Genomic DNA, 24,977 nt, shown 5'->3' with positions numbered 1-24,977 from the left:
TTAAGATTCAGTAGGTTAGCGCGAAAAAAAGTGTTGACAGGGTTTTTGTAATGCGTAGAATGCGCACCACACGACAGGCACATAGCTCAGTTGGTTAGAGCACCACCTTGACATGGTGGGGGTCGTTGGTTCGAGTCCAATTGTGCCTACCAAATCGAAAAAGGGGTGATCCGAAAGGGTCACCCCTTTTTTCATTGTCCATTGCCGCGCGAGCGGGAATACCGCGGCATGGACGCAAAGCGCTTTCATTCGAAAGTTTTTGATTTTTCTCAAAAAAGAGCTTTACAGGTACGCATCGGGCCACTAATATGCGCACCACACGACAGGCACATAGCTCAGTTGGTTAGAGCACCACCTTGACATGGTGGGGGTCGTTGGTTCGAGTCCAATTGTGCCTACCAAATCGAAAAAGGGCGATCAGAAATGATCGCCCTTTTTGCATTTGCGCCCGAAGCAGCGTGTAACGTTTGGTCGCGGTCCGGGCATACCCCGGCGTGCTAGAATCCGCCCCTTCGAATCTGGAGGTACACGCGTGCGCAAACTGGCTGTGGTAATGGCAGTGCTCGCCCTGGCGGGCTGTGAGAACGAGGTCGAAGGCGTGCACAAGCAGGTGGCCGAACACCTGCACAACCCCAAGACCGCCAAGTTCGGCAACGTGCGGATCGACACCCAGGGCACCATCTGCGGTCAGGTCCGCGGCAAGGACGATGCCGGGCAGTACGAAGCCTACCGCAGCTACGTGGCGATCAAGCGCGATGGCCAATACGACATCATCGTCGACGATACCGGCAACAACCTGCGTATCCGTGAGCTCTGCGGTGGAGCCGACCTGCAGCGCCGTGCCGAGGCGCTGGCAGACCAGCCGGCGCCCCAGGGGTGGGATGTGGAAGTGGTACAGGGCGCCAACATGGGCGCACTCAGCGATATGACGGCGCGCCTGATCGAAAAGGGCATCCCCTCTTCGGTGGAGTACCGTGACGGCAAGCCGGTGGTGCTGCTGGGGCCGTTCCCCACCCGTGAAGAAGCGCAGGCGCGCAGGGACGAAGTGATGGCCAAGCTGGGTACCGATTCGGTGGTCATCCAGCACGGCGCAGCACGCTAAACCAGTAAAAGTGGCGCCGCAGCCAAGGCTTGTGTCAGGCGCCGTTCACACAAGTTTGGCTATGCTTGGGGTGGTAGCTGCCAAACGGGGAGGGCCTCATGTCTACACTGGAGCGGGCCATTGCCGTGGCCGCCAGGGCGCATGAAGGGCAATACGATAAGGGTGGGGCGGCTTATATCCTCCACCCTTTGCGCGTGATGATGCGGGTTTCCACACCTGAACAGCGGATTGTGGCGGTGCTTCACGATGTGATCGAGGACACCCCGCTGACCCTGTCCGACCTGGCGCGTGAGGGTTTCGCGCTGAAAATCCTGGCTGCGTTGCTGGCGCTTAACCGCCGCGAGGGCGAGCCTTACCAGGATTTCGTGATGCGCCTGGGCGACGACCCGCTGGCGCGCACCGTCAAGCTGGCCGATCTGGCCGACAACAGTGATCTCTCGCGCATCCCCTGTCCGGGCCCCGCCGACCTGGCGCGGCTGGCCCGTTACCGGGAAGCCAGCGCCTACTTACAAACGCTGGCCTGAGGATCAACCGCACGCCTTGAGGTTGACCGGCCCCACGAACGCGTTTCCCCGCCCCATCACGCAGGCGACCTGTTGGTTGCGTTGCCGCTCCCAGGCTTGCGGCGGGTAGGTCTTGTTCCAGGCCTCGAACAACTGGCGATCCTGTTTGGACAGGCGCAGGTTGTACTGCTTGCTCATGTAGAAGTAGGTGCGGGCGATCATGCCGCGGATCGACGGGCGCGGCATCACCTTCCTCGCCTTGAAGTCGACCTGGGTCAGGCAGCGGCCATACTGGCCGCGTTGTTCTGGTAGCCAGCCGAAACTGAAGTTGCTGCGGTCGCCGTTGACCTCACCGATGCTGGGCACCAGGTTGTGCAGGTCGGCTTCGGCGCGTTGGTACACTTCGTCATGCTGCGAGCACTGCTTGCGTCCGCCACTCTGCCAGCACTGGCGCTGATGGCCGATCTGCCAGGCGGGTACGATGTGCTCCCACTCGATGCGTGACGCGCGCTGGGCATTCTTGCGTGGGGCATAGCCGCAGGAGGCCAGGTTGACCTTGTTGCCCTTGTATTTACAGCCGCAATAAAACTCGGTCGATTGTGGTGCATAGAGCTTCCAGGCGACCTTCTTGGCCTCCTGGAAGGTGCGCGGGGCGTCGGCTTGAGCAAGCGGAGTGGTCAGTAACAGGCAGGCTGCTGCGAAAAGCGAAACTCTCATGCGCAGTCAATCTTCCTTCGGTATCGTCCAGAAAATCTGCACACCGCCATCGTCGCGATGGGCGAGGGTGACGTTATCGTTTTCTGCGATCTCCTGAAGCAGGGTCTCCCAGTCATCCGGGCTTTCCTGTTCCAGGCGGAAGATCAGCGCCGCACGGCTGCGCTGGGCGGTGGGGCTGTTGATGATCTTCTGGATGCGTACACCCAGCTGTTCATAGCTGCTCGGGGTGGCGGAGGCGGTGCTGGACACAGGAATTCCCTTGTTTTTGCTGTATGCACATACAGTATTTCACTGTAAGTAAATTCGCAACAGCTTGTCAGGAGAAATCCAGCGTTGGCCTGTAAACCATGAGGCCGGTCAGAAAGGTAAACGATGTCGCCGGTTTGTAACCTCTGTGTCTACGCGGTTGAGGAATTGGCAACGAGGCCCTCAGAGCCGGCGCACCGGCCCTGAGGGGGAAGCACTCAGTACTCCCAGAAGATCCGCTGCAGCTCTTTGCTGTCCTGGGTCTTGGTCATCGCTACCATCGCCAGGATCCGCGCTTTTTGCGGGTTCAGGTCGTGAGCCACGACCCAGTCGTTCTTGTCATCCGGCTGTTCGGCATTACGCAGTACGAAACCACCCTGGTTGACATGCGACGAGCGGATGATCTGCACGCCGTTCTTGCGCAGTTCTTGCAGCGCCGGGACTACCCGCGACGATACCGAACCGTTGCCGGTACCGGCATGGATCAGCGCCTTGGCGCCGTTCTGTGCCAGGGCCTTGTAGGCGGTGTCGGTGACGTTGCCATAGCCATACGCAATGTCTACCTGCGGCAGGCTGCTGATCTGCTTGATATCGAACTCGGAATTGACCGTATGGCGCTTGGCCGGCAGGCGGAACCAGTACGATTTGCCTTCCACCACCATGCCCATCGGGCCCCAGGCGCTCTTGAAGGCTTCGGTCTTGATGTTGACCGCCTTGCTCACATCGCGGCCGGACTGGATCTCGTCGTTCATGGTCACCAGCACGCCCTTGCCACGCGACTGCTTGTCGCTGGCTACGGCCACGGCGTTGTACAGGTTGAGCATGCCGTCGGCGGACATGGCGGTACCCGGACGCATCGAGCCGACCACCACGATTGGCTTGTCGGTCTTCTCTACCAGGTTGAGGAAGAAGGCGGTTTCTTCGAGGGTATCGGTGCCGTGGGTGATGACGATGCCGTCCACGTCCTTGCTTTCGGCCAGCTCGGCGACGCGCTTGCCCAGCTTCAGCAGGTCGTCATTGCTGATGCTCTCGGAGGCGATCTGCATCACTTGCTCGCCACGTACATTGGCGATGTCGGCCAGTTCCGGCACGCCGGCGATGAGCTTGTCGACGCCCAGCTTGGCAGCCTGGTAAGTGGCGCTGTTGGCAGCGCTGGCACCGGCGCCGGCAATGGTGCCGCCGGTGGCGAGGATGACCACGTTGGCCAGCTTCTGTTGGGTTTCGGCTTCTTTGGCCGAGGCGCTGGATGGCAGGATCAGCAGCAGGGCGAGTGCGCTTGGGGCGAAGGTTTTCAGTGCGGCATTCATCGTTATTGTTCTCGCTTCCTAGTGAGTTAGTTATTGAGTCGCGCAGGGCTATAGGCATTTTTCGTACCAAGGCACCACGCGTTGCCTGGGTTGGAGCGGCCTTGCGTTGCAATGAGCTGTGTAGCAGCCCCGACAATGTGTGATGTTGCACCGACCCGCGCCTGCCAAAGGCGGCATTGCATTCGTAATTCCGAACAAATAAAGGAAAAGGTGTTCGGTTTTTCGGAAAAGACTGCATAATCGGCCCCAGCAGCACTTTGGCCTCCGAAAGCCAAACGGATTTGACAAACAACGGTCCTGTTACCATAGTTGGTCAACGCAAACGTTTGCTATCCGACAAAAAACACAAGATTCGGAGTCATCGTTCATGAAGCTGCCGTTCCCCGGTCGTCTGCTGGCCCTCGCTGTCATTTCCTCGCTTAGCCTCGCCTTGCCATTGTCTGCCGCCCACGCTGAAGACAAGCCCAAGGTCGCCCTTGTCATGAAGTCGCTGGCCAACGAGTTCTTCCGCACCATGGAAGACGGCGCCAAGGACTACCAGAAAACCCATGCCGACGAGTTCGAGCTGATCGCCAACGGCATCAAGAACGAGACCGACACTGGCGAGCAGATCCGCATCGTCGAGCAGATGGTCAATGCCGGCGCCAAAGCGCTGGTGATTGCCCCGGCTGATTCCAAGGCGCTTGTGTCGGCGGTGAAGAAGGCCATGGACCAGGGCGTGGTGGTGATCAACATCGACAACCGTCTGGACCCTGATCTGCTAAAGAGCAAAGGCATCAGCGTTCCCTTCGTCGGCCCCGACAACCGCAAGGGCGCGCGCCTGGTTGGCGATTACCTGGCCAGCCAGAAGCTCAAGGCCGGCGACCAGGTGGGCATTATCGAAGGCGTGTCGACCACCACCAATGCCCAGCAGCGCACCGCCGGCTTCAAGGACGCCATGGACGCCGCGCAGATGAAAATCGTCTCGGTACAAAGCGGCAATTGGGAGATCGACAAAGGCAACGCCGTCGCCGCCTCCATGCTCAACGAATACCCCGACCTGAAGGCCTTGCTGGCCGGCAACGACAGCATGGCCCTGGGCGCTGTGTCCGCCGTGCGTGCCGCTGGCAAGACCGGCCAGGTGCAAGTGGTGGGCTATGACAACATCAATGCCATCAAGCCAATGCTTGAAGACGGTCGGGTGCTTGCCACCCTCGACCAGGCGGCCAGCCAGCAGGCGGTGTATGGCATTCAGGCGGCGCTGAAAATGGTCAAGGGCGAAAAGCCTGATGTGGATGCCGACAACGTCATCCAGACCCCGGTCGAACTCATCACCAAGAAGCCCTGATGCTGCCAGGAGAATCGGCCATGCCTGCATTGGCCAATGAAGTGGTGCTTGCCGCCAGCGGCCTGGGCAAGACCTATGCCCAGCCCGTACTCGGCGAGGTCAGCCTGAGCCTGCGCGCGGGCGAAGTGCTGGCCCTGACCGGCGAGAACGGCGCAGGCAAGAGTACGTTGTCCAAGCTTATCAGCGGCCTGGAGGTGCCCACCACCGGTCACATGACCTACCGCGGCCAGGCCTACGCGCCCGGCAGCCGCGGCGAGGCCGAACGCCTTGGGGTGCGCATGGTCATGCAGGAGCTGAACCTGCTGCCGACGCTGACCGTGGCGGAAAACCTGTTTCTCGACAACCTGCCCAGCCGCTTCGGCTGGATCAGCCACAAGCGTTTGCGCCAGCTGGCAACGGCTGCCATGGCTCGGGTCGGGCTCGACGCCATTGACCCGGACACCCCTGTCGGCGAACTGGGCATCGGCCATCAGCAAATGGTCGAGATTGCCCGCAACCTGATCGGTGACTGCCATGTGCTGATCCTGGACGAGCCCACTGCCATGCTCACTGCGCGCGAGGTGGCGTTGCTGTTCACCCAGATCGAGCGCCTGCGCGCCCGCGGCGTGGCCATCGTCTATATCTCGCATCGCCTGGAAGAGTTGCAGCGCGTGGCCCAACGCATCGTTGTGCTGCGCGATGGCAAGCTGGTGTGCGACGAGCCGATCCAGCGCTACAGCAGCGCCGAGCTGGTCAACCTGATGGTCGGCCGCGAGCTGGGCGAGCATATCGACCTGGGTCGACGGCAGTTGGGTGCACCGCTGCTCAAGGTCGACAAACTGTGCCGTGGCGACAAGGTGCGCGAGGTGTCGTTCGAAGTCAGGGCAGGGGAGATTTTTGGCATCTCCGGCCTGATCGGCGCCGGCCGTACCGAGCTGCTGCGCCTGATCTACGGTGCCGATCGCGCCGACAGCGGCGGTATCGCGCTCGGCCAGCCGCCACAGGCGGTCAGCATCGACTCGCCCAAGGCTGCAGTGCGTGCCGGTATCGCGCTGATAACCGAAGACCGCAAAGGCGAGGGCCTGCTGTTGACGCAGTCGATCAGCGCCAACATTGCGTTGGGCAACCTGGGCGCGGTATCGCGCGCCGGTGTGCTCGATAGCGAAGCGGAAAAGGCCTTGGCCGAACGCCAGATCCAGGCCATGCGCATTCGCAGTGCTGGCGCGCAGCAAGTGGTGGGCGAGCTGTCTGGCGGTAACCAGCAGAAGGTGGTGATCGGCCGCTGGCTGGAGCGCGATTGCCAGGTGCTGCTGTTCGACGAACCCACGCGTGGCATCGATGTGGGCGCCAAGTTCGACATTTATGGCCTGCTGGCCGAGCTGGCGCGCCAAGGCAAGGCCTTGGTGGTGGTGTCCAGTGACCTGCGCGAACTGATGCTGATTTGCGACCGCATCGCCGTGCTGTCCGCTGGCCGCCTGATCGACACCTTCGCGCGTGATCATTGGAGCCAGGACCAGTTGCTTGCCGCCGCCTTCGCCGGTTATCAGAAACGTGACGCGCTGCTGCATGATGCAGCCCCCAGGATGGATGCATGAAAACCACCCCGCTCAACAACCAGGACGCCGCCCCCGTGCGCCGCAGCGGTACGTACTTTGGCCTGGGCACCTACCTGGGCCTGGCTGGCGCCTTGCTGGCGATGATCGTGCTGTTCTCGTTCCTCAGCAGCCACTTCTGGTCGTATGGCACCTTCAGCACGCTGGCCAACCAGATCCCGGACCTGATGGTGCTGGCGGTGGGCATGACCTTCGTGCTGATCATCGGCGGCATCGACCTGTCGGTGGGCTCGGTGCTGGCGCTGGCCGCCTCGACGGTGAGCGTGGCGATACTCGGCTGGGGCTGGGGCGTGCTGCCCTCGGCGCTGCTGGGCATGGCCGTGGCCGCCCTGGCCGGCAGCATTACCGGTGGCGTCACCGTGGCCTGGCGCATCCCGTCGTTCATCGTCTCGCTTGGTGTGTTGGAGATGGCCCGTGGCCTGGCCTATCAGTTCACCGACTCGCGCACCGCCTATATCGGCGACGCCTATGCCTGGTTCTCCAACCCGGTCGCCTTTGGTGTTTCGCCAGCGTTCATCATCGCCTTGCTGGTGATCGTGCTCGCCCAGTTGGTACTGACGCGCACGGTGTTCGGCCGTTACCTGATCGGTATCGGCACCAACGAAGAGGCCGTGCGCCTGGCCGGTATCGATCCGCGCCCTTACAAAGTGCTGGTGTTCGCCCTGATGGGCCTGCTCGCCGGCCTGGCCGCACTGTTCCAGATCTCGCGGCTGGAAGCCGCCGACCCCAATGCCGGCTCTGGCCTGGAGCTGCAGGTCATTGCCGCCGTCGTGATCGGCGGCACCAGCCTGATGGGTGGGCGTGGCTCGGTCATCAGCACCTTCTTTGGCGTACTGATCATTTCCGTATTGGCCGCCGGGCTGGCGCAGATCGGTGCCAGCGAGCCGACCAAACGCATCATCACCGGGGCGGTGATCGTCATCGCCGTGGTGCTCGACACTTACCGTAGCCGGCGCGCAGGCCGGCGGAACTGACAACATGGCAACCATCAAAGACGTCGCGGCACTGGCGGGTATTTCCTACACCACCGTGTCCCATGTACTCAACAAGACCCGTCCGGTCAGCGAGCAGGTGCGGCTGAAAGTGGAAGCCGCCATCATCGAACTGGATTACGTGCCCAGTGCGGTGGCGCGCTCGCTGAAAGCGCGCAGCACGGCCACCATCGGCCTGTTGGTGCCCAACAGCGTCAACCCGTACTTCGCCGAGCTGGCGCGGGGTATCGAAGACGCCTGCGAGCGCAACGGCTATTGCGTGATCCTGTGCAACTCCGACGACAACCCGCAGAAGCAGCGCAGCTACCTGCGCGTGCTGCTGGAAAAGCGCATCGACGGCCTGGTAGTGGCCTCGGTGGGCCAGGACGACGACTTGCTGCAAAGCCTGGCCAGTGTGCGCACGCCAATGGTCATCGTCGACCGTGAGCTGGAAGGCGTCGATGCCGACCTGGTGCGCATTGACCACGAGCAGGGGGCGTACCTGGCCACCCGGCATCTGCTGGAGCTTGGCCATCGCGACGTCGCCTATATCGGCGGCCCCGCCGAAACCGGGGTTACCCAGCTGCGCCTGAGCGGCTTCCGCCGTGCCATGGCCGAAGCCGGTGCGCCCGTGCCGGGCAGCCGTGTACTGCACTGCGACTTCACCAGCCCGGGTGGCCATGCAGCGGCGGCGCAGGTGCTGGAAGGCAAGCGGCCCTCGGCGATTTTTGCCGGCAACGACATGATCGGCTTTGGTGTGCTGCGCGCTGCAGCCGAACGCAATATCAGCGTACCCGGCGAGCTGTCGGTGATCGGCTTCGATGACATCGAACTGAGCCGCTACGTGTACCCATCACTGACCACCGTGGGCCAGTCGATCCGCGAACTGGGCGAGAGCGCTGCCTCGTTGCTGCTGACGCGTATCGCTACGCCCCGGCAAGGCGCGGCGGAGCAGCGCATTGTCGCCCCGCGTATCGTCTTGCGTGAGTCCACCGGGCCGCGCCCGGACCTGTTCAATGATTACCGCTAACGCTAAGGAAACGTCATGAATGCCAAGGTTGTGGTGGTTGGCAGCCTCAACATGGACCTGGTGGTCCGCGCCCAGCGCCTGCCGCGGGCCGGCGAAACACTCCCCGGCGATAGCTTTTTCACGGTGCCGGGCGGCAAGGGTGCCAACCAGGCGGTGGCAGTGGCGCGGCTGGGCGGCAGCGTGGCTATGATCGGCAATGTGGGGGATGACGACTACGGGCGGCAACTGCACCGGGCCTTGTATGTCGAGGGGATCGACTGTCAGGGCGTCAGCACCTGTCCAGCCATGTCCAGCGGTGTGGCGCTGATCACGGTGGATGCTGCCAGCCAGAACTGTATTGTCATCATTCCCGGCGCCAACGGCCTGCTGACGCCGCAGTCGGTGCGGCGCTTCGATGCGTTGCTGCAGGCTGCCGAGGTAATCATCTGCCAGTTGGAAGTGCCAGCCAGCACCGTGGCCTGGACACTGGCCAGAGGGCACGAGCTGGGCAAGCAGGTGATCCTGAACCCAGCACCCGCTACCGGCCCCTTGCCAGCGGACTGGTTTGCGCATATCGATTACCTTACCCCTAACGAAAGTGAGGCCGAAGCCTTGACCGGTGTGGTGGTGACCGACCAGGACAGTGCCCGGCGCGCGGGCGAGCGCTTGCTGCAGCTGGGGGCAGGCAAAGTGATCATCACCTTGGGTGCGCAAGGTGCCTTGCTGGTTACTGCCCAAGGTCATCAGCACTATCCGGCGCCGCACGTGCAACCGCTGGACACCACCGCTGCCGGCGATACCTTCATCGGTGGCTTTGCTGCCGGCCTGGTGCGTGGGCTGGAGGAGGGGGAGGCGATCGCCTTTGGCCAGCGTGCTGCAGCATTGTCGGTTACCCGTGCCGGTGCCCAACCGTCGATTCCCTACCTGGCAGAGCTGACGCCATGAAGAAAACCCCGCTGTTGAATGTTGCCCTGTCGCGGGTCATTGCCGGCATGGGGCATGGCGATATCCTGGTGATTGGCGATGCCGGGCTGCCGGTGCCGCCGGGTGTGGAACTGATCGACCTGGCCATTACGCCTGGCCTGCCGGACTTCGCCAGCGTGCTGCGGGTGGTGCTGAGCGAATTGCAGGTTGAGCGGCATGTGCTGGCTGAAGAAATGCAAAAAGTGGTGCCACCCGCGCTGGTCGAAATCGAGCGACTGAAGGGCAAGCTGGGCAAGCGCGAATGGCTGACCCACGAGGATTTCAAAGTGCTGTCGCGCAGTGCCCGTGCGGTGGTGCGTACAGGCGAGTGCCAGCCCTACAGCAACATTGCCCTCATCTCCGGCGTCACCTTCTAGCCGCTTCCGCAAAGGACGCCGGGCTGTGTAAACGCATGATTCATAGGCAACAGGAGTGCCACCCATGCTCAAGTCCCTGCTACAAGGAGTCGTCTTCATGGCCGCAGCCTCCACCCTCCAGGCCGCACCCATCGATCTGATCATCGACACCGATCCCGGCGCCGACGATGTGGTGGCGCTGTTTCTGGCCATGGCTTCGCCCCACGAACTCAGTATCCGCGCCATCACCACCGTGGCCGGCAACGTTCGCCTGGACAAGACCTCGCGCAATGCCCGCCTGGCCCGCGAATGGGCGGGGCGTGAAGACATCCCGGTGTACGCTGGTGCCGGCCGCCCATTGGTGCGCACGCCGATCTACGCCGCCGACGTTCATGGCGAAGAAGGCCTCACCGGCGTACAGGTGCACGAGCCGAAAGCGCCCCTGGCCCAGGGCAATGCCGTGCAATACCTGGTCGATACCCTCGGCGCAGCCGAACCACACAGCATCACCGTCGCCATGCTCGGCCCGCAGACCAACCTGGCCCTGGCGCTGATCCAGCGCCCGAGCATCGTCAAAGGCATCAAGGAGGTGGTGGTCATGGGGGGAGCGCATTTCAACGGCGGCAACATCACCCCGGTGGCGGAGTTCAACCTCTACGCCGACCCGCACGCCGCCGAAGTGGTGCTGGCCAGCGGCGTGCAGCTGACCTACCTGCCGCTGGATGTCACGCACAAGCTGCTGACCAGTAACGCCCGCCTGAAGCAGTTGGCAGCCGTGAACAACCAGGCGAGCAAGCGCGTGGTGGATATCCTCAATGCCTACATCACCCACGACATGGACGTGTATGGCATACCTGGCGGCCCTGTGCACGACGCCAGCGTCATCGCCTACCTGTTAAAGCCCGAGCTGTTCAGCGGCCGGCGTATCCACATGAGCATCGACAGCCGCGAAGGACCCACTTTCGGCCAGACAATTGCAGACTGGTACGGTGTGCTCAAGCGGCCGGCGAATGTGCTGTGGGTGGAGCAGGGTGATGCCCAGGGGCTGTTCGACCTGCTCAGTGCCCGTCTGGCGCGATTGGAATAGCCGCGTGCGGCGCGTAGCGCTCGAACACCTGGTCGATGAAGCTGCGTGCCGCCTCGGCACCGTTGTCGCGCACCAACAGGTCGATGGCGATCAGCAGCAACTCTTCCGGTGTGCCAGGGCTGTACGCGCTCTGGCCCTCGGCCCATTTGACCTTGATGTCGGCATCGATGCTGTGGGTGCTCATGAAAAGCTCTCGCTAGGGGCCCGGAACGAAGGAGGAACACCTGACCCTGGTGTTCGATGGAGGCGGGATGCGCTCCACTTCTTGCAGCAAATCATGGCTTTGCGCCGGTGACCGTGCGGGCTAAGCATATGGCAAACACAGTACGTTGTGCAAAATCCGGTCACGATTGCTTTTCGCCTCGCTGCTGCAGTTCAGGCAGACTTGACCGGTTTTGCAACAAATGATGAGCGGAGCTGTCGGATCAGGCAGTTCCCGGACCGATTTAGGAGGCTTCATGTTCCGTACCCGTGCTTACCTGGCAACTCTGGCTGTGGCTGCTGTCCTGGCGGGTTGCAGCACTGGTGGCAATGCTGATGGCGGTGGTGCGCCGGCCGCGTCAGCGGGCAACGATGGCCGCTGCGAAGCCAGTGGTGCCGACTTTGCCATGGGCAAGCAGGCCAGCGCCGAATTGCTGGAGCAGGCACGCAAGGCCAGCGGCTCGCAGATGGCGCGCATTCTCAAGCCGCACGACGTGGTCACCCTGGAGTACCGCTCCGAGCGCCTGAACCTGAACGTGGACGAGCAGGGCAGGGTAACCCGCGTCAACTGCGGTTGATGCACGCGGGGGCAACTGCCTTGCGCAAAATGTGAAAAGCCTGCGCGGTCGCCTTGTAGGAGCGGGTTCACCCGCGAACACGGGCAAAGCCCGTGCCATTCACCCTACAGTCGGTTTCGCAGGCAATCCCGCCCCTTCAGATGATGCATCACCCATAAAAAAACCCGCCACAAGGGCGGGTTTTTTTACAGCTATCCGAATTACTCCGGACGAACCTGTGCAGCCTGCATGCCCTTCTGGCCGCGCTCGGCGACGAAGGAAACAGTCTGGCCTTCTTTCAGGCTCTTGAAGCCGTCAGATTCGATGGCTTTGAAGTGTACGAACAGGTCGTCGCCGCCGCCTGCTGGGGTGATGAAGCCGTAGCCTTTCTCATCATTGAACCATTTGACGGTGCCTTGTTGGCGATTGGACATGGGTGAATCTCCAGAACATTTAGTTTTTTCAGTGGTGCAATGCGGCCGAGGCTACGGAGCACGGGATACATCATAGTCTAATTCTGCGCATCTAGCGCCTTTTACCTTCGCAGGATATTGATCCAGCTCAAAGAATGGCTGGCCATCACCGGCTTTAAGGTTTCAGCTCTTCGGTGCGCAGGCCTGTTTCACCACCGACTGCGCCTTCTGCATCAGTTTGGCGTCAACGCCGTCCTTGCTGTCGAGGTCGGCAATCTCGGCGTCGGTGAAATTCTTTTTGATGGCTTGCGCGCCGCAGTCGCAGTGTTTTTTCGCGGTGGCAGCGTCAACGCCCTGGCCGCTGGCCACTTGCGTGCACTGGGTCATGTAGGCGGCCTCCTTCCCGGCTGGGAAGTTGCCGGCGTTCGCAGCCACGGGCAGCAGCAGGGCGCCAGCGGCCGCCAGGGCCAGAAGAGACGGAACTCGCATCACCAGTTACTCCTTGGGTTAAGGTCTCATCAAGAGTAGGTTGCTTCCCAAAGTCTGAGCGGTATTTTTCCGCGTTAGTTCACCGCTGCGGTGCAATTTCCAAATATTTCTGCCTGGGGTGCAACCCGCGTGCTAGCATGCTCGGCTTGCAGTCGCGCTGTTGCCGGCTGCAGCTATCTTTTTTCTTTCCAGTCACTCTGGTTCGTCCCTGACAAGCCGAAAGGCTTCTGCCACTGTGGGGCAGGCTTCCTTTTACCGGAAGGCAGGTCGGATCTTGTACTGGCTCATCCCAACCCACGTGACCTTTGGTAGGGGTCACCACTAGGAGAGGAGGCGCCATGCCCGTTATTACTCTTCCCGATGGCAGTCAACGTTCGTTCGATCACGCCGTATCCGTAGCCGAAGTAGCCGCTTCCATCGGCGCTGGCCTGGCCAAGGCCACCGTTGCCGGCAAGGTCGACGGCAAGCTGGTCGATGCGTGTGACCTGATCAGCAACGACGCCACCCTGCAGATCATCACCCCTAAAGATGAAGAGGGACTGGAGATCATTCGTCACTCGTGCGCCCACTTGGTTGGCCACGCCGTGAAGCAGCTGTACCCGACCGCCAAGATGGTGATCGGCCCGGTCATTGACGAAGGCTTCTATTACGACATCGCCTACGAGCGCCCCTTCACCCCAGAAGACATGGCCGCCATCGAAAAGCGCATGATGGAGCTGATTGAAAAAGACTACGACGTGGTCAAGAAAATGACCCCGCGCGCCGAAGTCATCGATGTGTTCAAGGCCCGTGGCGAAGACTACAAGCTGCGTCTGGTCGAAGACATGCCGGATGAACAGGCCATGGGCCTGTACTACCACGAAGAATACGTCGACATGTGCCGTGGCCCGCACGTGCCGAACACCCGCTTCCTCAAGGCATTCAAGCTGACCAAGCTGTCCGGCGCCTACTGGCGTGGCGATGCCAAGAACGAGCAGCTTCAGCGCGTGTACGGCACGGCCTGGGCTGACAAGAAGCAGCTGGCTGCGTACATCCAGCGCATCGAAGAAGCCGAAAAACGCGACCACCGCAAGATCGGCAAGCAGCTCGACCTGTTCCACCTGCAGGAAGAAGCCCCGGGCATGGTGTTCTGGCACGCCAACGGCTGGACCGTCTACCAGGTACTCGAGCAGTACATGCGTGGCGTGCAGCGCGAAAACGGCTACCAGGAAATCAAGACCCCGCAGGTTGTCGACCGCATCCTGTGGGAGCGTTCCGGCCACTGGTCCAACTATGCCGAAAACATGTTCACCACTTCGTCGGAAAGCCGTGACTACGCGGTAAAACCGATGAACTGCCCGTGCCACGTGCAGGTGTTCAACCAGGGCCTGAAAAGCTACCGCGACCTGCCGCTGCGTCTCGCCGAGTTCGGTGCCTGCCACCGTAACGAGCCGTCCGGCGCCCTGCACGGCATCATGCGCGTGCGTGGCTTCGTACAGGACGATGCGCACATTTTCTGCACCGAAGATCAGGTGAAGAAAGAGGCCGCCGACTTCATCAAGCTGACCCTGGACGTGTACAAGGACTTCGGTTTCAGCGACATCGCCATGAAACTGTCCACTCGTCCGGCCAAGCGTGTCGGTTCCGAAGAGCTGTGGGATCGTGCTGAAACAGCGCTGGCCGACGCCCTGAACGAATCCGGCCTTGAGTGGGAATACCAGCCGGGCGAGGGTGCCTTCTACGGCCCGAAAATCGAGTTTACCCTGCGCGACTGCCTCGGCCGTAACTGGCAGTGCGGTACCCTGCAGTACGACCCGAACCTGCCAGAGCGTCTGGATGCCAGCTATATCGCCGAAGATAACAGCCGAGTTCGCCCGGTCATGCTGCACCGCGCCATCCTCGGTTCGTTCGAGCGCTTCATCGGCATGCTGATCGAGCACTACGCGGGCGTGTTCCCGGCGTGGCTGGCCCCAACTCAGGCGGTGATCATGAATATCACCGACAAGCAGGCCGATTTCGCCCTCGAGGTTGAGAAATCTCTGAACGGAAGCGGTTTCCGTGCCAAGTCGGACTTGAGAAATGAGAAGATCGGCTTTAAAATCCGCGAGCATACTTTGCTCAAGGTCCCGTACCTTTTGGTTATAGGGGACCGCGAAGTCGAAACGCAAACCGTCGCTGTGCGTACTCGCGAAGGCGCAGACCTGGGCTCCATGCCCGTCGCCCAATTCGTTGAGTTGCTGACACAAGCGGTTTCCCGGCGTGGTCGCCAAGAATCGGAGTAATGACTATTAAGCGTGAAATGAGAAACGATAAGCGTGCTGTACCGAAGGCCCCGATCAACGAGAATATCTCGGCCCGCGAGGTTCGGTTAATTGGCGCAGACGGCGAGCAGGTTGGCATCGTCTCGATTGATGAAGCGCTGCGTATCGCTGATGAAGCGAAGCTGGACCTGGTAGAAATCTCTGCAGACGCGGTACCACCCGTCTGCAAGGTCATGGACTACGGTAAGCACCTCTTCGAGAAGAAGAAGCAGGCTAACGAAGCCAAGAAAAACCAGAAACAGATCCAGATCAAAGAAATCAAGTTTCGTCCAGGGACGGAGGATGGGGATTACCAGGTAAAACTACGCAACCTGGTACGTTTCCTTACCGATGGGGACAAGGCCAAGATCTCTCTGAGATTCCGTGGTCGTGAGATGGCCCACCAGGAGCTGGGCATGGAGCTGTTGAAGCGGGTCGAAGCCGACCTCGCCGAATACGGCACCGTTGAGCAGCATCCGAAGATGGAAGGACGCCAGCTTATGATGGTCATCGCCCCCAAGAAAAAGAAGTAATCTCCCGGGCACGGCAGGCCTGATGATTATGTGTAATTTTATCGAATGCGGAGTTCCAACATGCCAAAAATGAAAACCAAGAGCGGTGCTGCGAAGCGCTTCCTGAAGACAGCTTCGGGCTTCAAGCACAAGCACGCTTTCAAGAGCCACATCCTGACCAAAATGTCGACCAAGCGTAAGCGTCAACTGCGCGGTGCCAGCTTGCTGCACCCGTCCGACGTCGCAAAAGTCGAGCGCATGCTGCGCGTTCGTTAATTCTGGTTAAGATAGAGGAAGTTACTCATGGCTCGTGTTAAGCGCGGCGTTATCGCTCGTAAGCGTCACAAAAAAATTCTGAAACTGGCTAAAGGTTACTACGGTGCACGTTCGCGCGTATTCCGTGTAGCCAAGCAAGCGGTCATCAAGGCAGGCCAATACGCCTACCGCGACCGTCGCCAGAAGAAGCGTCAGTTCCGCGCACTGTGGATCGCTCGTATCAACGCCGGTGCCCGCACCAACGGTCTGTCCTACAGCCGTCTGATTGCTGGCCTGAAAAAGGCTTCGATCGAAATCGACCGTAAGGTTCTGGCTGATCTGGCAGTGAACGAAAAAGCGGCGTTTGCTGCGATTGTCGAGAAAGCTAAAGCCGTTCTGGCTTAAGTACCCGCGACAATCACCCGGCGGTGCTAGCGCTGCCGGGCATTGAACGTCATCGATAGGGGAAGAGCCTTCAAAGCTCTTCCCCTATTTTCGTATCTGGAGTCTGTACATGGAAAACCTGGATGCGCTGGTCTCCCAAGCCCTAGAGGCCGTGGAACGCGCTGAAGACATCAACGCCCTGGAACAGATCCGGGTTAATTATCTCGGCAAGAAGGGCGAGCTGACCCAGGTGATGAAGACCCTGGGCAACCTGCCAGCCGAAGAGCGGCCGAAAGTCGGCGCGCTGATCAACGACGCCAAAGAGCGCGTCACCGTTGTGCTCAATGCCCGCAAGGCTGCCTTTGAAGAAGCCGAGCTCAGCGCTCGCCTGGCTGCCGAATGCATTGACGTCACCCTGCCAGGTCGCGGCCAGGCCACCGGTGGCCTGCACCCGATCACCCGTACACTCGAGCGCATCGAGCAGTTCTTCACCCACATTGGCTACGGCATTGCCGAAGGCCCAGAAGTGGAAGACGACTACCACAACTTCGAAGCGCTCAACATCCCTGGCCACCACCCGGCGCGGGCGATGCACGACACCTTCTACTTCAATGCCAACATGCTGCTGCGCACCCACACCTCGCCGGTGCAGGTGCGGACCATGGAGTCCACCCAGCCGCCCATTCGCATTGTGTGCCCGGGCCGCGTATACCGCTGCGACTCGGATATCACCCACTCGCCGATGTTCCACCAGGTCGAAGGCCTGCTGATCGATCGCGATATCAACTTCGCCGACCTCAAGGGCACCATCGAAGAATTCCTGCGCGTATTCTTCGAGAAAGAACTGGCGGTCCGTTTCCGCCCATCGTTCTTCCCCTTCACCGAGCCGTCTGCAGAAGTCGACATTCAGTGCGTGATGTGTTCCGGCAACGGCTGCCGCGTGTGCAAGCAAACCGGCTGGCTGGAAGTGATGGGCTGCGGCATGGTGCACCCGAATGTGTTGCGCATGTCCGGCATCGACCCAGAAGAGTTCCAGGGCTTCGCCTTCGGCATGGGTGCCGAGCGCCTGGCCATGCTGCGCTATGGCGTCAACGATTTGCGTCTGTTCTTCGACAACGACCTGCGGTTCCTAGCCCAATTCCGCTAGGCCCAATCGACGCAACTTTCAGGAGAACAGCATGAAATTCAGTGAACAGTGGCTGCGCGGTTGGGTCAACCCGCAAGTCTCCCGTGACGAACTGGTCGCCCGCCTGTCCATGGCCGGCCTCGAAGTTGACAGTGTTACCCCCGCTGCCGGCCAGTTCAGCGGCATCGTCGTGGGCGAAATTCTCGCCACCGAACAACACCCGGACGCCGACAAGCTGCGCGTGTGCCAGGTAAGCAGCGGCCAGGAAACCTTCCAGGTTGTGTGCGGCGCCCCTAACGCCCGCCCAGGCATCAAGATCCCGTTCGCCATGATCGGTGCCGAACTGCCAGGCGACTTCAAGATCAAGAAGGCCAAGCTGCGCGGTGTCGAGTCCTTCGGCATGCTGTGCTCGGCTGCCGAGCTGCAGATCAGCGAAGAAAACGACGGCCTGCTGGAGCTGGCTGCCGACGCTCCGGTTGGCGAAGACATTCGCACGTACCTGAGCCTGGATGATGCCAGCATCGAAATCGGCCTGACCCCGAACCGCGGCGACTGCCTGTCCATCGCCGGCCTGGCCCGCGACGTCAGCGCCCTGTACGACACCCCGGTCACCCGCCCGGTGGTGCCAGCCGTAGCGGCCGCCCATGACGAAGTGCGCCCGGTCGAAGTCAGCGCCCCGGCTGCCTGCCCGCGCTACCTGGGCCGCGTTATCCGTAACGTCGACCTGAGCAAGCCAACCCCACTGTGGATGGTCGAGCGCCTGCGCCGCAGCGACGTTCGCAGCATCGACGCCGCCGTCGACATCACCAACTACGTGATGCTCGAACTCGGCCAGCCGATGCACGCCTTCGACCTGGCAGAAATCAACGGCGGCATCCGCGTGCGCATGGCCGAAGAGGGCGAAAAGCTCGTCCTGCTCGACGGCCAGGAAGTGGCCCTGCGCGCCGACACCCTGGTCATCGCCGACCACACCCGCGCCTTGGCCATCGCCGGCGTCATGGGTGGCGAGCACAGTGGTGTGAACACCGAAAAAACCCGCGACCTGTTCCTGGAAAGCGCCTTCTTCGAGCCGATTTCCGTCGCCGGTAAAGCCCGTTCCTACGGCCTGCACACCGATGCATCGCACCGCTACGAGCGCGGCGTCGACTCGCAACTGGCCCGCGAAGCCATGGAGCGCGCCACCCAGTTGCTGCTGGACATCGTTGGCGGCGAAGCCGGCCCTGTGGTCGAAGCGGTCAGCGAACAGCACCTGCCACAAGTAGCCCCGGTCACCCTGCGCGCCGAACGCATCACCCAGATGCTTGGCATGGAAATGGACCCAGCCCAGGTCGAGCAGTTGCTCAACGCCCTCGAGCTGACCACGACCAAGAGCGGGGAAGGGCAGTGGACCGTCAGCGTACCAAGCCACCGCTTCGACATCAGCCTGGAAGTGGACCTGATCGAAGAGCTGGCCCGCCTGTACGGCTACAACAACCTGCCGGTTCGTTACCCGCAAGCCCGCCTGGCCCCACAGGGCAAGCCAGAAACCCGCGGTGACCTGCCGACCCTGCGCCGCCTGCTGGTTGCCCGCGGCTACCAGGAAGCCATCACCTACAGCTTCATCGACCCGAAACTGTTCGAACTGTTCAGCCCGGGCGTAGAGCCGCTGCTGCTGGCCAACCCCATCTCCAGCGACATGGCCGCCATGCGCGCCTCGCTGTGGCCGGGCCTGGTCAAGGCTCTGCAGCACAACCTGAACCGCCAGCAAGACCGCGTGCGCCTGTTCGAAAGCGGCCTGCGTTTTGTCGGCCAACTGGGTGATCTGCAGCAGCAGCCAATGATTGCCGGCGTCATCACCGGCAGCCGCCTGCCAGAAGGCTGGGCCAACGGCCGCGACGGCGTCGACTTCTTCGACGTGAAAGCCGACGTGGAAGCCCTGCTGGGTTACTCCGGCGCCCTGAGCGACTTCACCTTCAGCGCCGGCAAACACCCAGCCCTGCACCCAGGCCAGACCGCTGTCATCGAGCGTGACGGCAAGCTGGTCGGCTACCTCGGCGCCATCCACCCGGAGCTGGCCAAAGCCCTGGGCCTGGACCGCCCGGTGTTCCTGTTCGAGCTGGTGCTGGGCGACGTGGTCGAAGGCCGCCTGCCGAAATTCAGCGAACTGTCCAAGTTCCCGGAAACCCGTCGCGACCTGGCTTTGATCGCAGGACGTGATGTAGCTTCTAGCGCGGTGCTTGAATTAATTCGTGACAATGCAGGCGAATGGCTCACAGACCTCAGGCTGTTTGATGTGTACCAAGGTAAAGGCATTGATCCTGATAGAAAAAGCCTTGCCGTCGGCTTGACCTGGCAGCATCCATCGCGCACTCTTAACGACGATGAGGTGAACACTACCCTGCAAAACATCCTCACCTCGCTCGAACAAAGGTTGAACACCACGTTAAGGAAATAACGGCATGGGTGCTCTGACGAAAGCTGAGATGGCCGAAAGGCTGTACGAGGAGCTGGGGCTTAACAAGCGTGAGGCCAAGGAGCTGGTCGAGCTGTTTTTCGAAGAAATTCGGCACGCACTTGAAGAGAACGAGCAGGTCAAGCTGTCCGGTTTCGGCAACTTCGACCTTCGCGACAAACGCCAGCGGCCGGGCCGTAACCCCAAGACAGGGGAAGAGATCCCGATCACCGCACGGCGCGTCGTCACCTTTCGTCCAGGGCAGAAGTTGAAGGCCCGGGTTGAGGCCTATGCTGGAACCAAGCCATAACGACGAACTGCCCCCCATACCGGGCAAACGCTACTTCACCATTGGTGAAGTGAGCGAGTTGTGTGCCGTAAAGCCACACGTGCTGCGGTATTGGGAGCAGGAGTTCGACCAGCTGAACCCTGTGAAGCGGCGGGGGAACCGGCGGTATTACCAGCGCCAGGATGTGCTGATGATCCGCCAGATTCGTGCGCTGCTGTATGACCAGGGGTTCACCATTGGCGGGGCGCGGTTGAGGCTCTCCAGTGATGAGGCTAAAGATGAATCCAGCCAGTACAAGCAGCTGATTCGGCAGATGATTGTTGAGTTGGAGGATGTGTTGGTGGTTTTGAAGAAGTAAGCTGGGTTTCTGATGAGTGGAAAATTTTTTGAGAAAAAGCTTTCATTTATCAGAGGGTTAGGGTACATTCTTCAACGTTCTCGGCAAGATTGAGAACATGCTTCAAAGCCCAGTCGGGGCGTAGCGCAGCCCGGTAGCGCACTTGCATGGGGTGCAAGGGGTCGAGTGTTCGAATCACTCCGTCCCGACCAATATATTCAACAACTTAGCCACCTTCGGGTGGCTTCGTTGTTTCTGGGGCTAGTGACTTTTCGAGTGACTTCGCCTTTTTCCTCATCCGATCCTCCTCTTCAAAATTGTCAGTACCGGTCCCCGCGAGTCGGTGGCCGACACCTTGTTTGCTGCTTCTATCAGCTGACCGAGCTCCGCGCCGGAGTAGTGACTGGTCACGCTGCCGTTCTTGTGACCCAGAAGCGACTTGCGATCTTCTTCTGAAACACCGGCTGCCTTCAGGCGCCTGCCGAAGGTATGCTTAAGGTCGTGAATCCTGATAGAAGCGAACCCAGGATGTGCCGGCCGTAGATGCTGCTCCTGCCAGAGCTTTGCCGCGCGCACCCGCGCTTTCTTCCAGGCCGAATCGTTCATCCGGTGCATCGCGGTGCCGTTGTAGGGGAACACCCATTCCCGCGAAAGACCGCGCTGCTTCTCTATGATCGATCTGGCCACATCGTTCAGCACCACCAGACGCTCGTCCCGGTTCTTGACCCCAGAGTTCTCATGCCTGCCGCCGAACTCGGCCGGTATGAGAAACACGCTGGTGCCAAGCTCTGGCACAGAGATCTCCCAATCCCACCTCAGTTTGCAGACCTCCTGCTCGCGGCAGCCCGTGTTTACCTTGAACAGGGCCATCCGCTGCAAATGGTCTGGCAATTCCCCGAAGAGAACCGATTGCTCCTCCCATGACATGGGATAGGGCTTTCGGCTCGCCTTCTTCTCTTCCAGCTTGGTTAGCAGCGGCACGCTGTCCAGCCACGGCCGGCGCTCCTCGTCCCGCCATTTCCTGCACGCCAGCGATAGAACACGGACCGCTCGTTCGATTGCGATGTTAACTGTCCTGTTGCTCACTCCCTTTTTCACCTTCCCATCCGGTAGCACTACATCGGCCTTCCTGTCGCGAATGAACGGAGCCAGGGCCTCATCATCGATATGCGTCAGCGGCAGATGGCCGATATAGTCGTCCAGCTGGTTCAGGTACAGCGCAGTGATCCTGAATGAGGGCTGATCCTTGTGCTCGACCAAGTATTTGGCCGCTGCGGCGCTGAACGTCTTGACCTCGCGCACACCGTAGACTTTGCGCAGGCGCATCTTCTCTAGTAAATGGATCAGGTATTGCTCTGCTTCTTCCCGGTCACAAGTGCCAGTGCTTTCTTGAATTCGCTCTCCCCTGTAGATTTTGTCGATTTTCCAGATGCCGCTCGGCATTTTCTGGAGGCCTGTGATTGCCTTTTTGGCCATGGATTCTCCTTGGAGGTCACGGCCAGACTCTCGCTGCGAGGCCGATTGTTGTCTTGATCGGCGGCCTTTTCAACGGCCATCGCCTCGATGTACGCGTCGACCCAGGCATCCAGCTCAAGTCGATCAAACCCAATGCCTTGCTTTCCAATCGGAAATTCGCGCACGAATGGGCGGACGGTGTTCTTGAATTCGTCTCTGCACATGCCGAGATATCCGGGCGCATCACCGGCCCGGATGATTCTCGGCAATAAGCCTGGCTGCACTGCAGCGGTGGCGTTTGCCATGTGGGCCTCCTCAGGCCGTGAAGTGATATCCGACCTGCGCCGCCCGTGCGGCTTCCTCGGTACGGAACATGAGTTCTTTGGTTCCAGGCCAGCCCTCGGCCGTGTATTCCACGGATACCCACCAGGCGCCGAACTTGCGGTACGGCTCGCCGAGGATCTTCGTCACGTAGCAGTCGATCAGGTTCATGGATTCCTCCTGGCTCAGTCCCAGCTGAGCTTGGCGGGTGTGGGCGGGATGGTTTCGAGCGTGGCCAGGTTCAGCAGGGTGAAATACCCGCCGTCCTGCGGCCTCCAGCCCATGGTGTCGATATGGATGACGTTGCCGAGCGCCGCCGGCTTGTGCAGCGGGGTGTGGCCCACCACCAGCGCCAGGACGCCCGCAACGCCTTCGGTCTCGCCAAGTTCGATCCGGCTGCGCGACCACATGCAGGTGTTCTGGGTCAGCTTCAGCTGCTTGGCGGTTTCCGGCGCCTCAAGTGCGGCCCGCAGCTCATCCCATGACGGGAATGGGCAGTCGGCGTGCACGACACCGACCAGGCCGCCGGGCGTCTCTACCTCGATGGCGATCGGCAGCTCGCGGAACTGGGCGGCGAACTCACGTTGCTCATCCCAGGCCAGGCCGGCAAACCAGGCTCCGCCGTTGTAGACCCAGTTGTCCACGTCGCAGGTGTCGAACCGGCAGACGTAGTCGTCGTGGTTGCCGCGCACGGCATGGAACCATGGCTTGGCCAGCCAGGTGAGCACGTCGCGGCACTCAGGCCCGCGATCCACCAGGTCACCGACGCTGAACAGCCGGTCAACTGCTGTATCGAAGCCGGCTGCATCCAGGGCAGCCTTCAGCCGGGTGAAGTGCCCGTGAATGTCGCCGACCGCGAAATCGCGGCCAGCCGTGTTTGCGGCGAAGCGCTTGATGCGCATCACCTCGATATTTTCGAGCATGCAGGATCCTCGCCCGCGCATGTCGGCGGGCTTGAGTAGTTGGGTAGGATTTAGGCTTCAGTGATGGGCGCTGGGATGGCCTGGGCCTTCCACTCTGGGTCGATCTTCCAGGCTATGCAGGGTGGCTCTGTCTTGCTCTTGTAGCCGCCAAGCCAGTAGAAGCCGCTGTGCTTGGACGTTCCGCAGATGCTGCAGGTGTGCCAGCTACCGAAGCCTCGAGCAGAGAATGGCTGGTACTGGTGGTTGTTCACTGCGGACCTCGATAGATCAGGTAGGCCATGTAGGCGAGGGCGATCATAGAAGGTGTCCTCCGGCCTCGAGCAGGCTGTCTCGGTCTTCGCGCAAGCTATCGCGGTCCTTGCGCAGCGCCTCGTTCTGGGCGGCGAGCTTGCCCAGCAGGCCGTAGCACTCGGCAAGCAGGTTGTTGGCTTCCTCGATCGCCGCCCCTTTTCCAGCCACACCGCGCTGGCAGGCCTTCATCAGCCCCTGCACGTTGGTTATTTCAGTGCTCATTGATCAGCTCCTTGGGCACCTGGACGATATCGCCGAGCTTGGCTTTGACCAGTCCCCGGCAGAAGGAAATTAGCGCGGTCGGGCCGTAGCACCAGAATCCGGTCCTGCCCGGGCCAGAGCTGTAGCGAAAGTTTGCATCAGCCATATGGGCCTCGTAGTGGAGTCCGCCGTGATGCTTGTCTACTAGCGGACCGCCCTGGCTCCAATCTATCGATGGCGAGTAAATCGAGCGGATGCTTTCGACCAGCTTGATGCCACCGCGATCGTGAACTTTCACCAACTCCCGGCCATACCGCCAGCTCGTCTCGATTCCCTCAACTTGCGCCACGGCCTAGTCAAGCGGTGCGCCGAGGAGGGTGGATACCCTCACTTCGATCAGGTCGGTCATGGCATTTGCTCTCCGCGCTGAGCCGCAACGCTGACGATGGCAGTGCGTGCCGCCTTTCGGCGATCGCCTTGGGCATATTCGCTGTCCACCCAGACCATGGTGTCATCAGCCCAGACGGACTCAGACTCGCCAGACCCTTCAATGTGGATCTGAATGCCCAGGTCAATGGCCAGCTTGAATGCGTCGCCGTCGTTGATGTTGGGATTCCAGTGCGCCCGCGTGCCCGACTGGCCCTTGATGCGCAGAGGCCATTTCGGATCGCGGCAGGTGCAGGGTTCAACTTCAAGCCCGGCGGCTTTGGCAGCCAGCAGCAGCTCTTCAAGTTCGCTCACAGCTCATACCTCTCATCAATCCAGCGCCCAGGCGCCAGAGCGGGTGTAGGTTCGGGTTGGGTTTCGTGCGGGGAGAGCTGGCGCTCGTTGCCAGCCTGCAGCTGGCTGTCGGGGATGCAGCTGATGCCGACCCCATTCAGCAGGTAGCAGGTGACGCCGCGCTGGCTGTCGTGCTGCACGCCGATGATGTTCTCTTGGGGGTGAGGTGCTGCGCTGGCGCCGGTGGCCAGCAGCAGGAGGCAGAGGGCGAGGCGGGTCATGCCGCCACCTTGTGGCGGACCCACACGCAAACAGGGCCGTCTTCGGTGTCGTGGATCGAGAAGGTGAACCAGCCATCACCGACCGGCTTGCTTGGCTGCCAGGGCGTGCAGTCATAGTCGCCGCCGGCGTCGAGCCATTCCGCATTCAGTTCTTCCGGGCCGTCGTTTTCCATCTCGACCACGCAGTACTCCAGGCCGTGGTCGCCGAACCAGCTGAACGGAAGCGCGCATTCGTCGCCGTCGTCCGGCCAGGCCGGGTGGGTCCAGAAGCCGTATTCGTCGCGCTCAACCTGCAGCGGCTGGATCAGTTGCTTTTCTTCAGGCATGACTTC

Annotated in this window: 34 protein-coding genes and 3 tRNA genes; 21 read left to right on the top strand and 16 right to left on the bottom strand. The window is 61.1% G+C overall.

The window, feature by feature from the left end; all coding sequences use genetic code 11:
- The first annotated feature begins 75 nt into the window (after nt 1-75).
- The 4 genes from LU682_RS18715 (at nt 76) to LU682_RS18700 (ending at nt 1,626) form a co-directional block, all read left to right on the top strand.
- Nucleotides 76-152: transfer RNA gene (locus tag LU682_RS18715), tRNA-Val, on the top strand.
- Nucleotides 153-324: 172 nt separating this feature from the next.
- A tRNA-Val gene (locus LU682_RS18710) sits at nt 325-401 on the top strand.
- Nucleotides 402-532: 131 nt separating this feature from the next.
- Complete coding sequence (locus tag LU682_RS18705; protein ID WP_014591568.1) at nt 533-1,102, top strand: SPOR domain-containing protein; 570 nt, start codon at nt 533-535, stop codon at nt 1,100-1,102.
- Between the two features lie 98 nt (nt 1,103-1,200).
- Entirely contained in the window at nt 1,201-1,626 is a 426-nt protein-coding gene (locus LU682_RS18700; RefSeq protein WP_232914917.1) for a GTP pyrophosphokinase, read from the top strand.
- Nucleotides 1,627-1,629: 3 nt separating this feature from the next.
- On the opposite strand, the gene LU682_RS18695 is transcribed toward LU682_RS18700, so the two are convergent.
- The 3 genes from LU682_RS18695 to LU682_RS18685 form a co-directional block, all read right to left on the bottom strand.
- Entirely contained in the window at nt 1,630-2,322 is a 693-nt protein-coding gene (locus LU682_RS18695) for an endonuclease (RefSeq protein ID WP_010953398.1), read from the bottom strand.
- Between the two features lie 6 nt (nt 2,323-2,328).
- Complete coding sequence (locus LU682_RS18690; RefSeq protein WP_010953399.1) at nt 2,329-2,571, bottom strand: DUF1654 domain-containing protein; 243 nt, start codon at nt 2,569-2,571, stop codon at nt 2,329-2,331.
- Between the two features lie 215 nt (nt 2,572-2,786).
- The gene (locus LU682_RS18685; protein WP_010953400.1) at nt 2,787-3,875 is read right to left on the bottom strand and encodes an asparaginase; all 1,089 of its coding nucleotides are present in this window, start codon (nt 3,873-3,875) and stop codon (nt 2,787-2,789) included.
- A gap of 367 nt (nt 3,876-4,242) precedes the next feature.
- On the opposite strand from LU682_RS18685, the gene LU682_RS18680 reads away from it, so the two are divergent.
- The 7 genes from LU682_RS18680 (at nt 4,243) to LU682_RS18650 (ending at nt 11,180) form a co-directional block, all read left to right on the top strand.
- Nucleotides 4,243-5,202, top strand: coding sequence for a sugar ABC transporter substrate-binding protein (locus LU682_RS18680; protein WP_010953401.1), 960 nt, complete (start codon nt 4,243-4,245; stop codon nt 5,200-5,202).
- Nucleotides 5,203-5,222: 20 nt separating this feature from the next.
- On the top strand, nt 5,223-6,776 hold the full coding sequence (locus LU682_RS18675; RefSeq protein ID WP_049587670.1) for a sugar ABC transporter ATP-binding protein: 1,554 nt from the start codon (nt 5,223-5,225) through the stop codon (nt 6,774-6,776).
- Nucleotides 6,773-7,768, top strand: coding sequence for an ABC transporter permease (locus tag LU682_RS18670; RefSeq protein WP_010953403.1), 996 nt, complete (start codon nt 6,773-6,775; stop codon nt 7,766-7,768). Before LU682_RS18675 ends, LU682_RS18670 begins: the two co-directional genes overlap by 4 nt.
- A gap of 4 nt (nt 7,769-7,772) precedes the next feature.
- Nucleotides 7,773-8,795 (top strand): LacI family DNA-binding transcriptional regulator, encoded by a 1,023-nt coding sequence (locus LU682_RS18665; RefSeq protein WP_010953404.1) that lies wholly within the window; start codon nt 7,773-7,775, stop codon nt 8,793-8,795.
- A 15-nt stretch (nt 8,796-8,810) separates the two neighbouring features.
- A complete protein-coding gene (gene rbsK / locus LU682_RS18660; protein ID WP_010953405.1) occupies nt 8,811-9,719 on the top strand; it encodes a ribokinase in 909 nt (302 codons plus the stop codon).
- Entirely contained in the window at nt 9,716-10,114 is a 399-nt protein-coding gene (gene rbsD, locus LU682_RS18655) for a D-ribose pyranase (RefSeq protein ID WP_003250646.1), read from the top strand. Before rbsK ends, rbsD begins: the two co-directional genes overlap by 4 nt.
- Nucleotides 10,115-10,178: 64 nt before the next feature.
- Nucleotides 10,179-11,180, top strand: a complete 1,002-nt coding sequence (locus tag LU682_RS18650; RefSeq protein WP_049587632.1) for a nucleoside hydrolase — start codon at nt 10,179-10,181, stop codon at nt 11,178-11,180.
- Here the strand turns inward: LU682_RS18650 and LU682_RS18645 are convergent.
- Nucleotides 11,152-11,364 carry a hypothetical protein gene (locus LU682_RS18645; protein ID WP_003250649.1) on the bottom strand — a complete coding sequence of 71 codons (213 nt, stop codon included), beginning with the start codon at nt 11,362-11,364 and terminating at the stop codon, nt 11,152-11,154. The genes LU682_RS18650 and LU682_RS18645 overlap by 29 nt on opposite strands.
- A 274-nt stretch (nt 11,365-11,638) precedes the next feature.
- Between LU682_RS18645 and LU682_RS18640 the strand changes: the two genes are divergently transcribed.
- The gene (locus LU682_RS18640) at nt 11,639-11,959 is read left to right on the top strand and encodes an I78 family peptidase inhibitor (protein ID WP_049587634.1); all 321 of its coding nucleotides are present in this window, start codon (nt 11,639-11,641) and stop codon (nt 11,957-11,959) included.
- Nucleotides 11,960-12,159: 200 nt separating this feature from the next.
- Here the strand turns inward: LU682_RS18640 and LU682_RS18635 are convergent, their stop codons facing one another.
- Entirely contained in the window at nt 12,160-12,372 is a 213-nt protein-coding gene (locus LU682_RS18635) for a cold-shock protein (RefSeq protein WP_003250656.1), read from the bottom strand.
- Between the two features lie 162 nt (nt 12,373-12,534).
- A complete protein-coding gene (locus tag LU682_RS18630; RefSeq protein ID WP_012052881.1) occupies nt 12,535-12,840 on the bottom strand; it encodes a hypothetical protein in 306 nt (101 codons plus the stop codon).
- A 338-nt stretch (nt 12,841-13,178) separates the two neighbouring features.
- Between LU682_RS18630 and thrS the strand changes: the two genes are divergently transcribed.
- The 9 genes from thrS to LU682_RS18585 all read left to right on the top strand — a co-directional run bounded on the left by thrS (nt 13,179) and on the right by LU682_RS18585 (nt 20,665).
- A complete protein-coding gene (gene thrS / locus LU682_RS18625; RefSeq protein ID WP_010953409.1) occupies nt 13,179-15,101 on the top strand; it encodes a threonine--tRNA ligase in 1,923 nt (640 codons plus the stop codon).
- Nucleotides 15,101-15,652, top strand: coding sequence for a translation initiation factor IF-3 (infC, locus tag LU682_RS18620; protein ID WP_012052879.1), 552 nt, complete (start codon nt 15,101-15,103; stop codon nt 15,650-15,652). The genes thrS and infC overlap by 1 nt, the downstream gene beginning before the upstream one ends.
- Nucleotides 15,653-15,712: 60 nt before the next feature.
- Nucleotides 15,713-15,907: a 50S ribosomal protein L35 gene (gene rpmI / locus LU682_RS18615; RefSeq protein WP_003250667.1), complete on the top strand. Its 195-nt coding sequence runs from the start codon at nt 15,713-15,715 to the stop codon at nt 15,905-15,907.
- Between the two features lie 27 nt (nt 15,908-15,934).
- On the top strand, nt 15,935-16,291 hold the full coding sequence (gene rplT / locus LU682_RS18610) for a 50S ribosomal protein L20 (RefSeq protein WP_003250671.1): 357 nt from the start codon (nt 15,935-15,937) through the stop codon (nt 16,289-16,291).
- A 109-nt stretch (nt 16,292-16,400) separates the two neighbouring features.
- The gene (gene pheS / locus LU682_RS18605; protein WP_003250674.1) at nt 16,401-17,417 is read left to right on the top strand and encodes a phenylalanine--tRNA ligase subunit alpha; all 1,017 of its coding nucleotides are present in this window, start codon (nt 16,401-16,403) and stop codon (nt 17,415-17,417) included.
- 31 nt (nt 17,418-17,448) lie between these two features.
- Nucleotides 17,449-19,830 carry a phenylalanine--tRNA ligase subunit beta gene (gene pheT / locus LU682_RS18600; RefSeq protein WP_010953410.1) on the top strand — a complete coding sequence of 794 codons (2,382 nt, stop codon included), beginning with the start codon at nt 17,449-17,451 and terminating at the stop codon, nt 19,828-19,830.
- 4 nt (nt 19,831-19,834) lie between these two features.
- Nucleotides 19,835-20,137 carry an integration host factor subunit alpha gene (gene ihfA, locus LU682_RS18595; RefSeq protein ID WP_003250679.1) on the top strand — a complete coding sequence of 101 codons (303 nt, stop codon included), beginning with the start codon at nt 19,835-19,837 and terminating at the stop codon, nt 20,135-20,137.
- A complete protein-coding gene (locus LU682_RS18590; RefSeq protein ID WP_003250681.1) occupies nt 20,118-20,474 on the top strand; it encodes a MerR family transcriptional regulator in 357 nt (118 codons plus the stop codon). The genes ihfA and LU682_RS18590 overlap by 20 nt, the downstream gene beginning before the upstream one ends.
- A gap of 114 nt (nt 20,475-20,588) precedes the next feature.
- Nucleotides 20,589-20,665, top strand: a tRNA-Pro gene (locus LU682_RS18585).
- An 82-nt stretch (nt 20,666-20,747) separates the two neighbouring features.
- On the opposite strand, the gene LU682_RS18580 is transcribed toward LU682_RS18585, so the two are convergent.
- The 10 genes from LU682_RS18580 to LU682_RS18535 are packed head-to-tail and all read right to left on the bottom strand — an operon-like array spanning nt 20,748 to nt 24,971.
- On the bottom strand, nt 20,748-21,896 hold the full coding sequence (locus tag LU682_RS18580) for a tyrosine-type recombinase/integrase (RefSeq protein WP_232857009.1): 1,149 nt from the start codon (nt 21,894-21,896) through the stop codon (nt 20,748-20,750).
- A complete protein-coding gene (locus LU682_RS18575) occupies nt 21,797-22,213 on the bottom strand; it encodes a Ku family protein (protein ID WP_232856985.1) in 417 nt (138 codons plus the stop codon). Before LU682_RS18575 ends, LU682_RS18580 begins: the two co-directional genes overlap by 100 nt.
- Before the next feature lie 10 nt (nt 22,214-22,223).
- Nucleotides 22,224-22,400, bottom strand: a complete 177-nt coding sequence (locus LU682_RS18570; protein ID WP_177332250.1) for a hypothetical protein — start codon at nt 22,398-22,400, stop codon at nt 22,224-22,226.
- Nucleotides 22,401-22,414: 14 nt separating this feature from the next.
- Nucleotides 22,415-23,152 (bottom strand): metallophosphoesterase, encoded by a 738-nt coding sequence (locus tag LU682_RS18565; RefSeq protein ID WP_060489006.1) that lies wholly within the window; start codon nt 23,150-23,152, stop codon nt 22,415-22,417.
- Between the two features lie 50 nt (nt 23,153-23,202).
- Complete coding sequence (locus tag LU682_RS18560) at nt 23,203-23,403, bottom strand: hypothetical protein (protein ID WP_060489008.1); 201 nt, start codon at nt 23,401-23,403, stop codon at nt 23,203-23,205.
- Between the two features lie 43 nt (nt 23,404-23,446).
- Entirely contained in the window at nt 23,447-23,665 is a 219-nt protein-coding gene (locus LU682_RS18555; RefSeq protein WP_060489010.1) for a hypothetical protein, read from the bottom strand.
- Nucleotides 23,655-23,993: a DUF2591 family protein gene (locus LU682_RS18550; RefSeq protein WP_060489012.1), complete on the bottom strand. Its 339-nt coding sequence runs from the start codon at nt 23,991-23,993 to the stop codon at nt 23,655-23,657. The genes LU682_RS18555 and LU682_RS18550 overlap by 11 nt, the downstream gene beginning before the upstream one ends.
- A 56-nt stretch (nt 23,994-24,049) precedes the next feature.
- Nucleotides 24,050-24,385 (bottom strand): hypothetical protein, encoded by a 336-nt coding sequence (locus LU682_RS18545; protein ID WP_232856978.1) that lies wholly within the window; start codon nt 24,383-24,385, stop codon nt 24,050-24,052.
- Nucleotides 24,382-24,645, bottom strand: coding sequence for a hypothetical protein (locus tag LU682_RS18540; protein ID WP_232856969.1), 264 nt, complete (start codon nt 24,643-24,645; stop codon nt 24,382-24,384). The genes LU682_RS18545 and LU682_RS18540 overlap by 4 nt, the downstream gene beginning before the upstream one ends.
- A complete protein-coding gene (locus LU682_RS18535; protein ID WP_013971285.1) occupies nt 24,642-24,971 on the bottom strand; it encodes a hypothetical protein in 330 nt (109 codons plus the stop codon). Before LU682_RS18535 ends, LU682_RS18540 begins: the two co-directional genes overlap by 4 nt.
- Between the last annotated feature and the right edge of the window lie 6 nt (nt 24,972-24,977).

This window comes from Pseudomonas alloputida (assembly GCF_021283545.2).
GTDB classification, from domain to species: Bacteria; Pseudomonadota; Gammaproteobacteria; order Pseudomonadales; family Pseudomonadaceae; genus Aquipseudomonas; species Aquipseudomonas alloputida.
This window is presented reverse-complemented; position numbering and strand designations above follow the sequence as displayed.

What these genes read in the sequence shown, in the direction of transcription:
- LU682_RS18700 (WP_232914917.1), top strand. Translation starts at nt 1,201, where the DNA reads ATGTCTACACTGGAGCGGGCCATTGCCGTGGCCGCCAGGGCGCATGAA.
- LU682_RS18695 (WP_010953398.1), bottom strand. Translation starts at nt 2,322, where the DNA reads ATGAGAGTTTCGCTTTTCGCAGCAGCCTGCCTGTTACTGACCACTCCG.
- LU682_RS18685 (WP_010953400.1), bottom strand. Translation starts at nt 3,875, where the DNA reads ATGAATGCCGCACTGAAAACCTTCGCCCCAAGCGCACTCGCCCTGCTG.
- LU682_RS18680 (WP_010953401.1), top strand. Translation starts at nt 4,243, where the DNA reads ATGAAGCTGCCGTTCCCCGGTCGTCTGCTGGCCCTCGCTGTCATTTCC.
- LU682_RS18675 (WP_049587670.1), top strand. Translation starts at nt 5,223, where the DNA reads ATGCCTGCATTGGCCAATGAAGTGGTGCTTGCCGCCAGCGGCCTGGGC.
- LU682_RS18670 (WP_010953403.1), top strand. Translation starts at nt 6,773, where the DNA reads ATGAAAACCACCCCGCTCAACAACCAGGACGCCGCCCCCGTGCGCCGC.
- LU682_RS18665 (WP_010953404.1), top strand. Translation starts at nt 7,773, where the DNA reads ATGGCAACCATCAAAGACGTCGCGGCACTGGCGGGTATTTCCTACACC.
- rbsK (WP_010953405.1), top strand. Translation starts at nt 8,811, where the DNA reads ATGAATGCCAAGGTTGTGGTGGTTGGCAGCCTCAACATGGACCTGGTG.
- rbsD (WP_003250646.1), top strand. Translation starts at nt 9,716, where the DNA reads ATGAAGAAAACCCCGCTGTTGAATGTTGCCCTGTCGCGGGTCATTGCC.
- LU682_RS18650 (WP_049587632.1), top strand. Translation starts at nt 10,179, where the DNA reads ATGCTCAAGTCCCTGCTACAAGGAGTCGTCTTCATGGCCGCAGCCTCC.
- LU682_RS18645 (WP_003250649.1), bottom strand. Translation starts at nt 11,364, where the DNA reads ATGAGCACCCACAGCATCGATGCCGACATCAAGGTCAAATGGGCCGAG.
- LU682_RS18640 (WP_049587634.1), top strand. Translation starts at nt 11,639, where the DNA reads ATGTTCCGTACCCGTGCTTACCTGGCAACTCTGGCTGTGGCTGCTGTC.
- LU682_RS18635 (WP_003250656.1), bottom strand. Translation starts at nt 12,372, where the DNA reads ATGTCCAATCGCCAACAAGGCACCGTCAAATGGTTCAATGATGAGAAA.
- LU682_RS18630 (WP_012052881.1), bottom strand. Translation starts at nt 12,840, where the DNA reads ATGCGAGTTCCGTCTCTTCTGGCCCTGGCGGCCGCTGGCGCCCTGCTG.
- thrS (WP_010953409.1), top strand. Translation starts at nt 13,179, where the DNA reads ATGCCCGTTATTACTCTTCCCGATGGCAGTCAACGTTCGTTCGATCAC.
- infC (WP_012052879.1), top strand. Translation starts at nt 15,101, where the DNA reads ATGACTATTAAGCGTGAAATGAGAAACGATAAGCGTGCTGTACCGAAG.
- rpmI (WP_003250667.1), top strand. Translation starts at nt 15,713, where the DNA reads ATGCCAAAAATGAAAACCAAGAGCGGTGCTGCGAAGCGCTTCCTGAAG.
- rplT (WP_003250671.1), top strand. Translation starts at nt 15,935, where the DNA reads ATGGCTCGTGTTAAGCGCGGCGTTATCGCTCGTAAGCGTCACAAAAAA.
- pheS (WP_003250674.1), top strand. Translation starts at nt 16,401, where the DNA reads ATGGAAAACCTGGATGCGCTGGTCTCCCAAGCCCTAGAGGCCGTGGAA.
- pheT (WP_010953410.1), top strand. Translation starts at nt 17,449, where the DNA reads ATGAAATTCAGTGAACAGTGGCTGCGCGGTTGGGTCAACCCGCAAGTC.
- ihfA (WP_003250679.1), top strand. Translation starts at nt 19,835, where the DNA reads ATGGGTGCTCTGACGAAAGCTGAGATGGCCGAAAGGCTGTACGAGGAG.
- LU682_RS18590 (WP_003250681.1), top strand. Translation starts at nt 20,118, where the DNA reads ATGCTGGAACCAAGCCATAACGACGAACTGCCCCCCATACCGGGCAAA.
- LU682_RS18580 (WP_232857009.1), bottom strand. Translation starts at nt 21,896, where the DNA reads ATGCCGAGCGGCATCTGGAAAATCGACAAAATCTACAGGGGAGAGCGA.
- LU682_RS18575 (WP_232856985.1), bottom strand. Translation starts at nt 22,213, where the DNA reads ATGGCAAACGCCACCGCTGCAGTGCAGCCAGGCTTATTGCCGAGAATC.
- LU682_RS18570 (WP_177332250.1), bottom strand. Translation starts at nt 22,400, where the DNA reads ATGAACCTGATCGACTGCTACGTGACGAAGATCCTCGGCGAGCCGTAC.
- LU682_RS18565 (WP_060489006.1), bottom strand. Translation starts at nt 23,152, where the DNA reads ATGCTCGAAAATATCGAGGTGATGCGCATCAAGCGCTTCGCCGCAAAC.
- LU682_RS18555 (WP_060489010.1), bottom strand. Translation starts at nt 23,665, where the DNA reads ATGAGCACTGAAATAACCAACGTGCAGGGGCTGATGAAGGCCTGCCAG.
- LU682_RS18540 (WP_232856969.1), bottom strand. Translation starts at nt 24,645, where the DNA reads ATGACCCGCCTCGCCCTCTGCCTCCTGCTGCTGGCCACCGGCGCCAGC.
- LU682_RS18535 (WP_013971285.1), bottom strand. Translation starts at nt 24,971, where the DNA reads ATGCCTGAAGAAAAGCAACTGATCCAGCCGCTGCAGGTTGAGCGCGAC.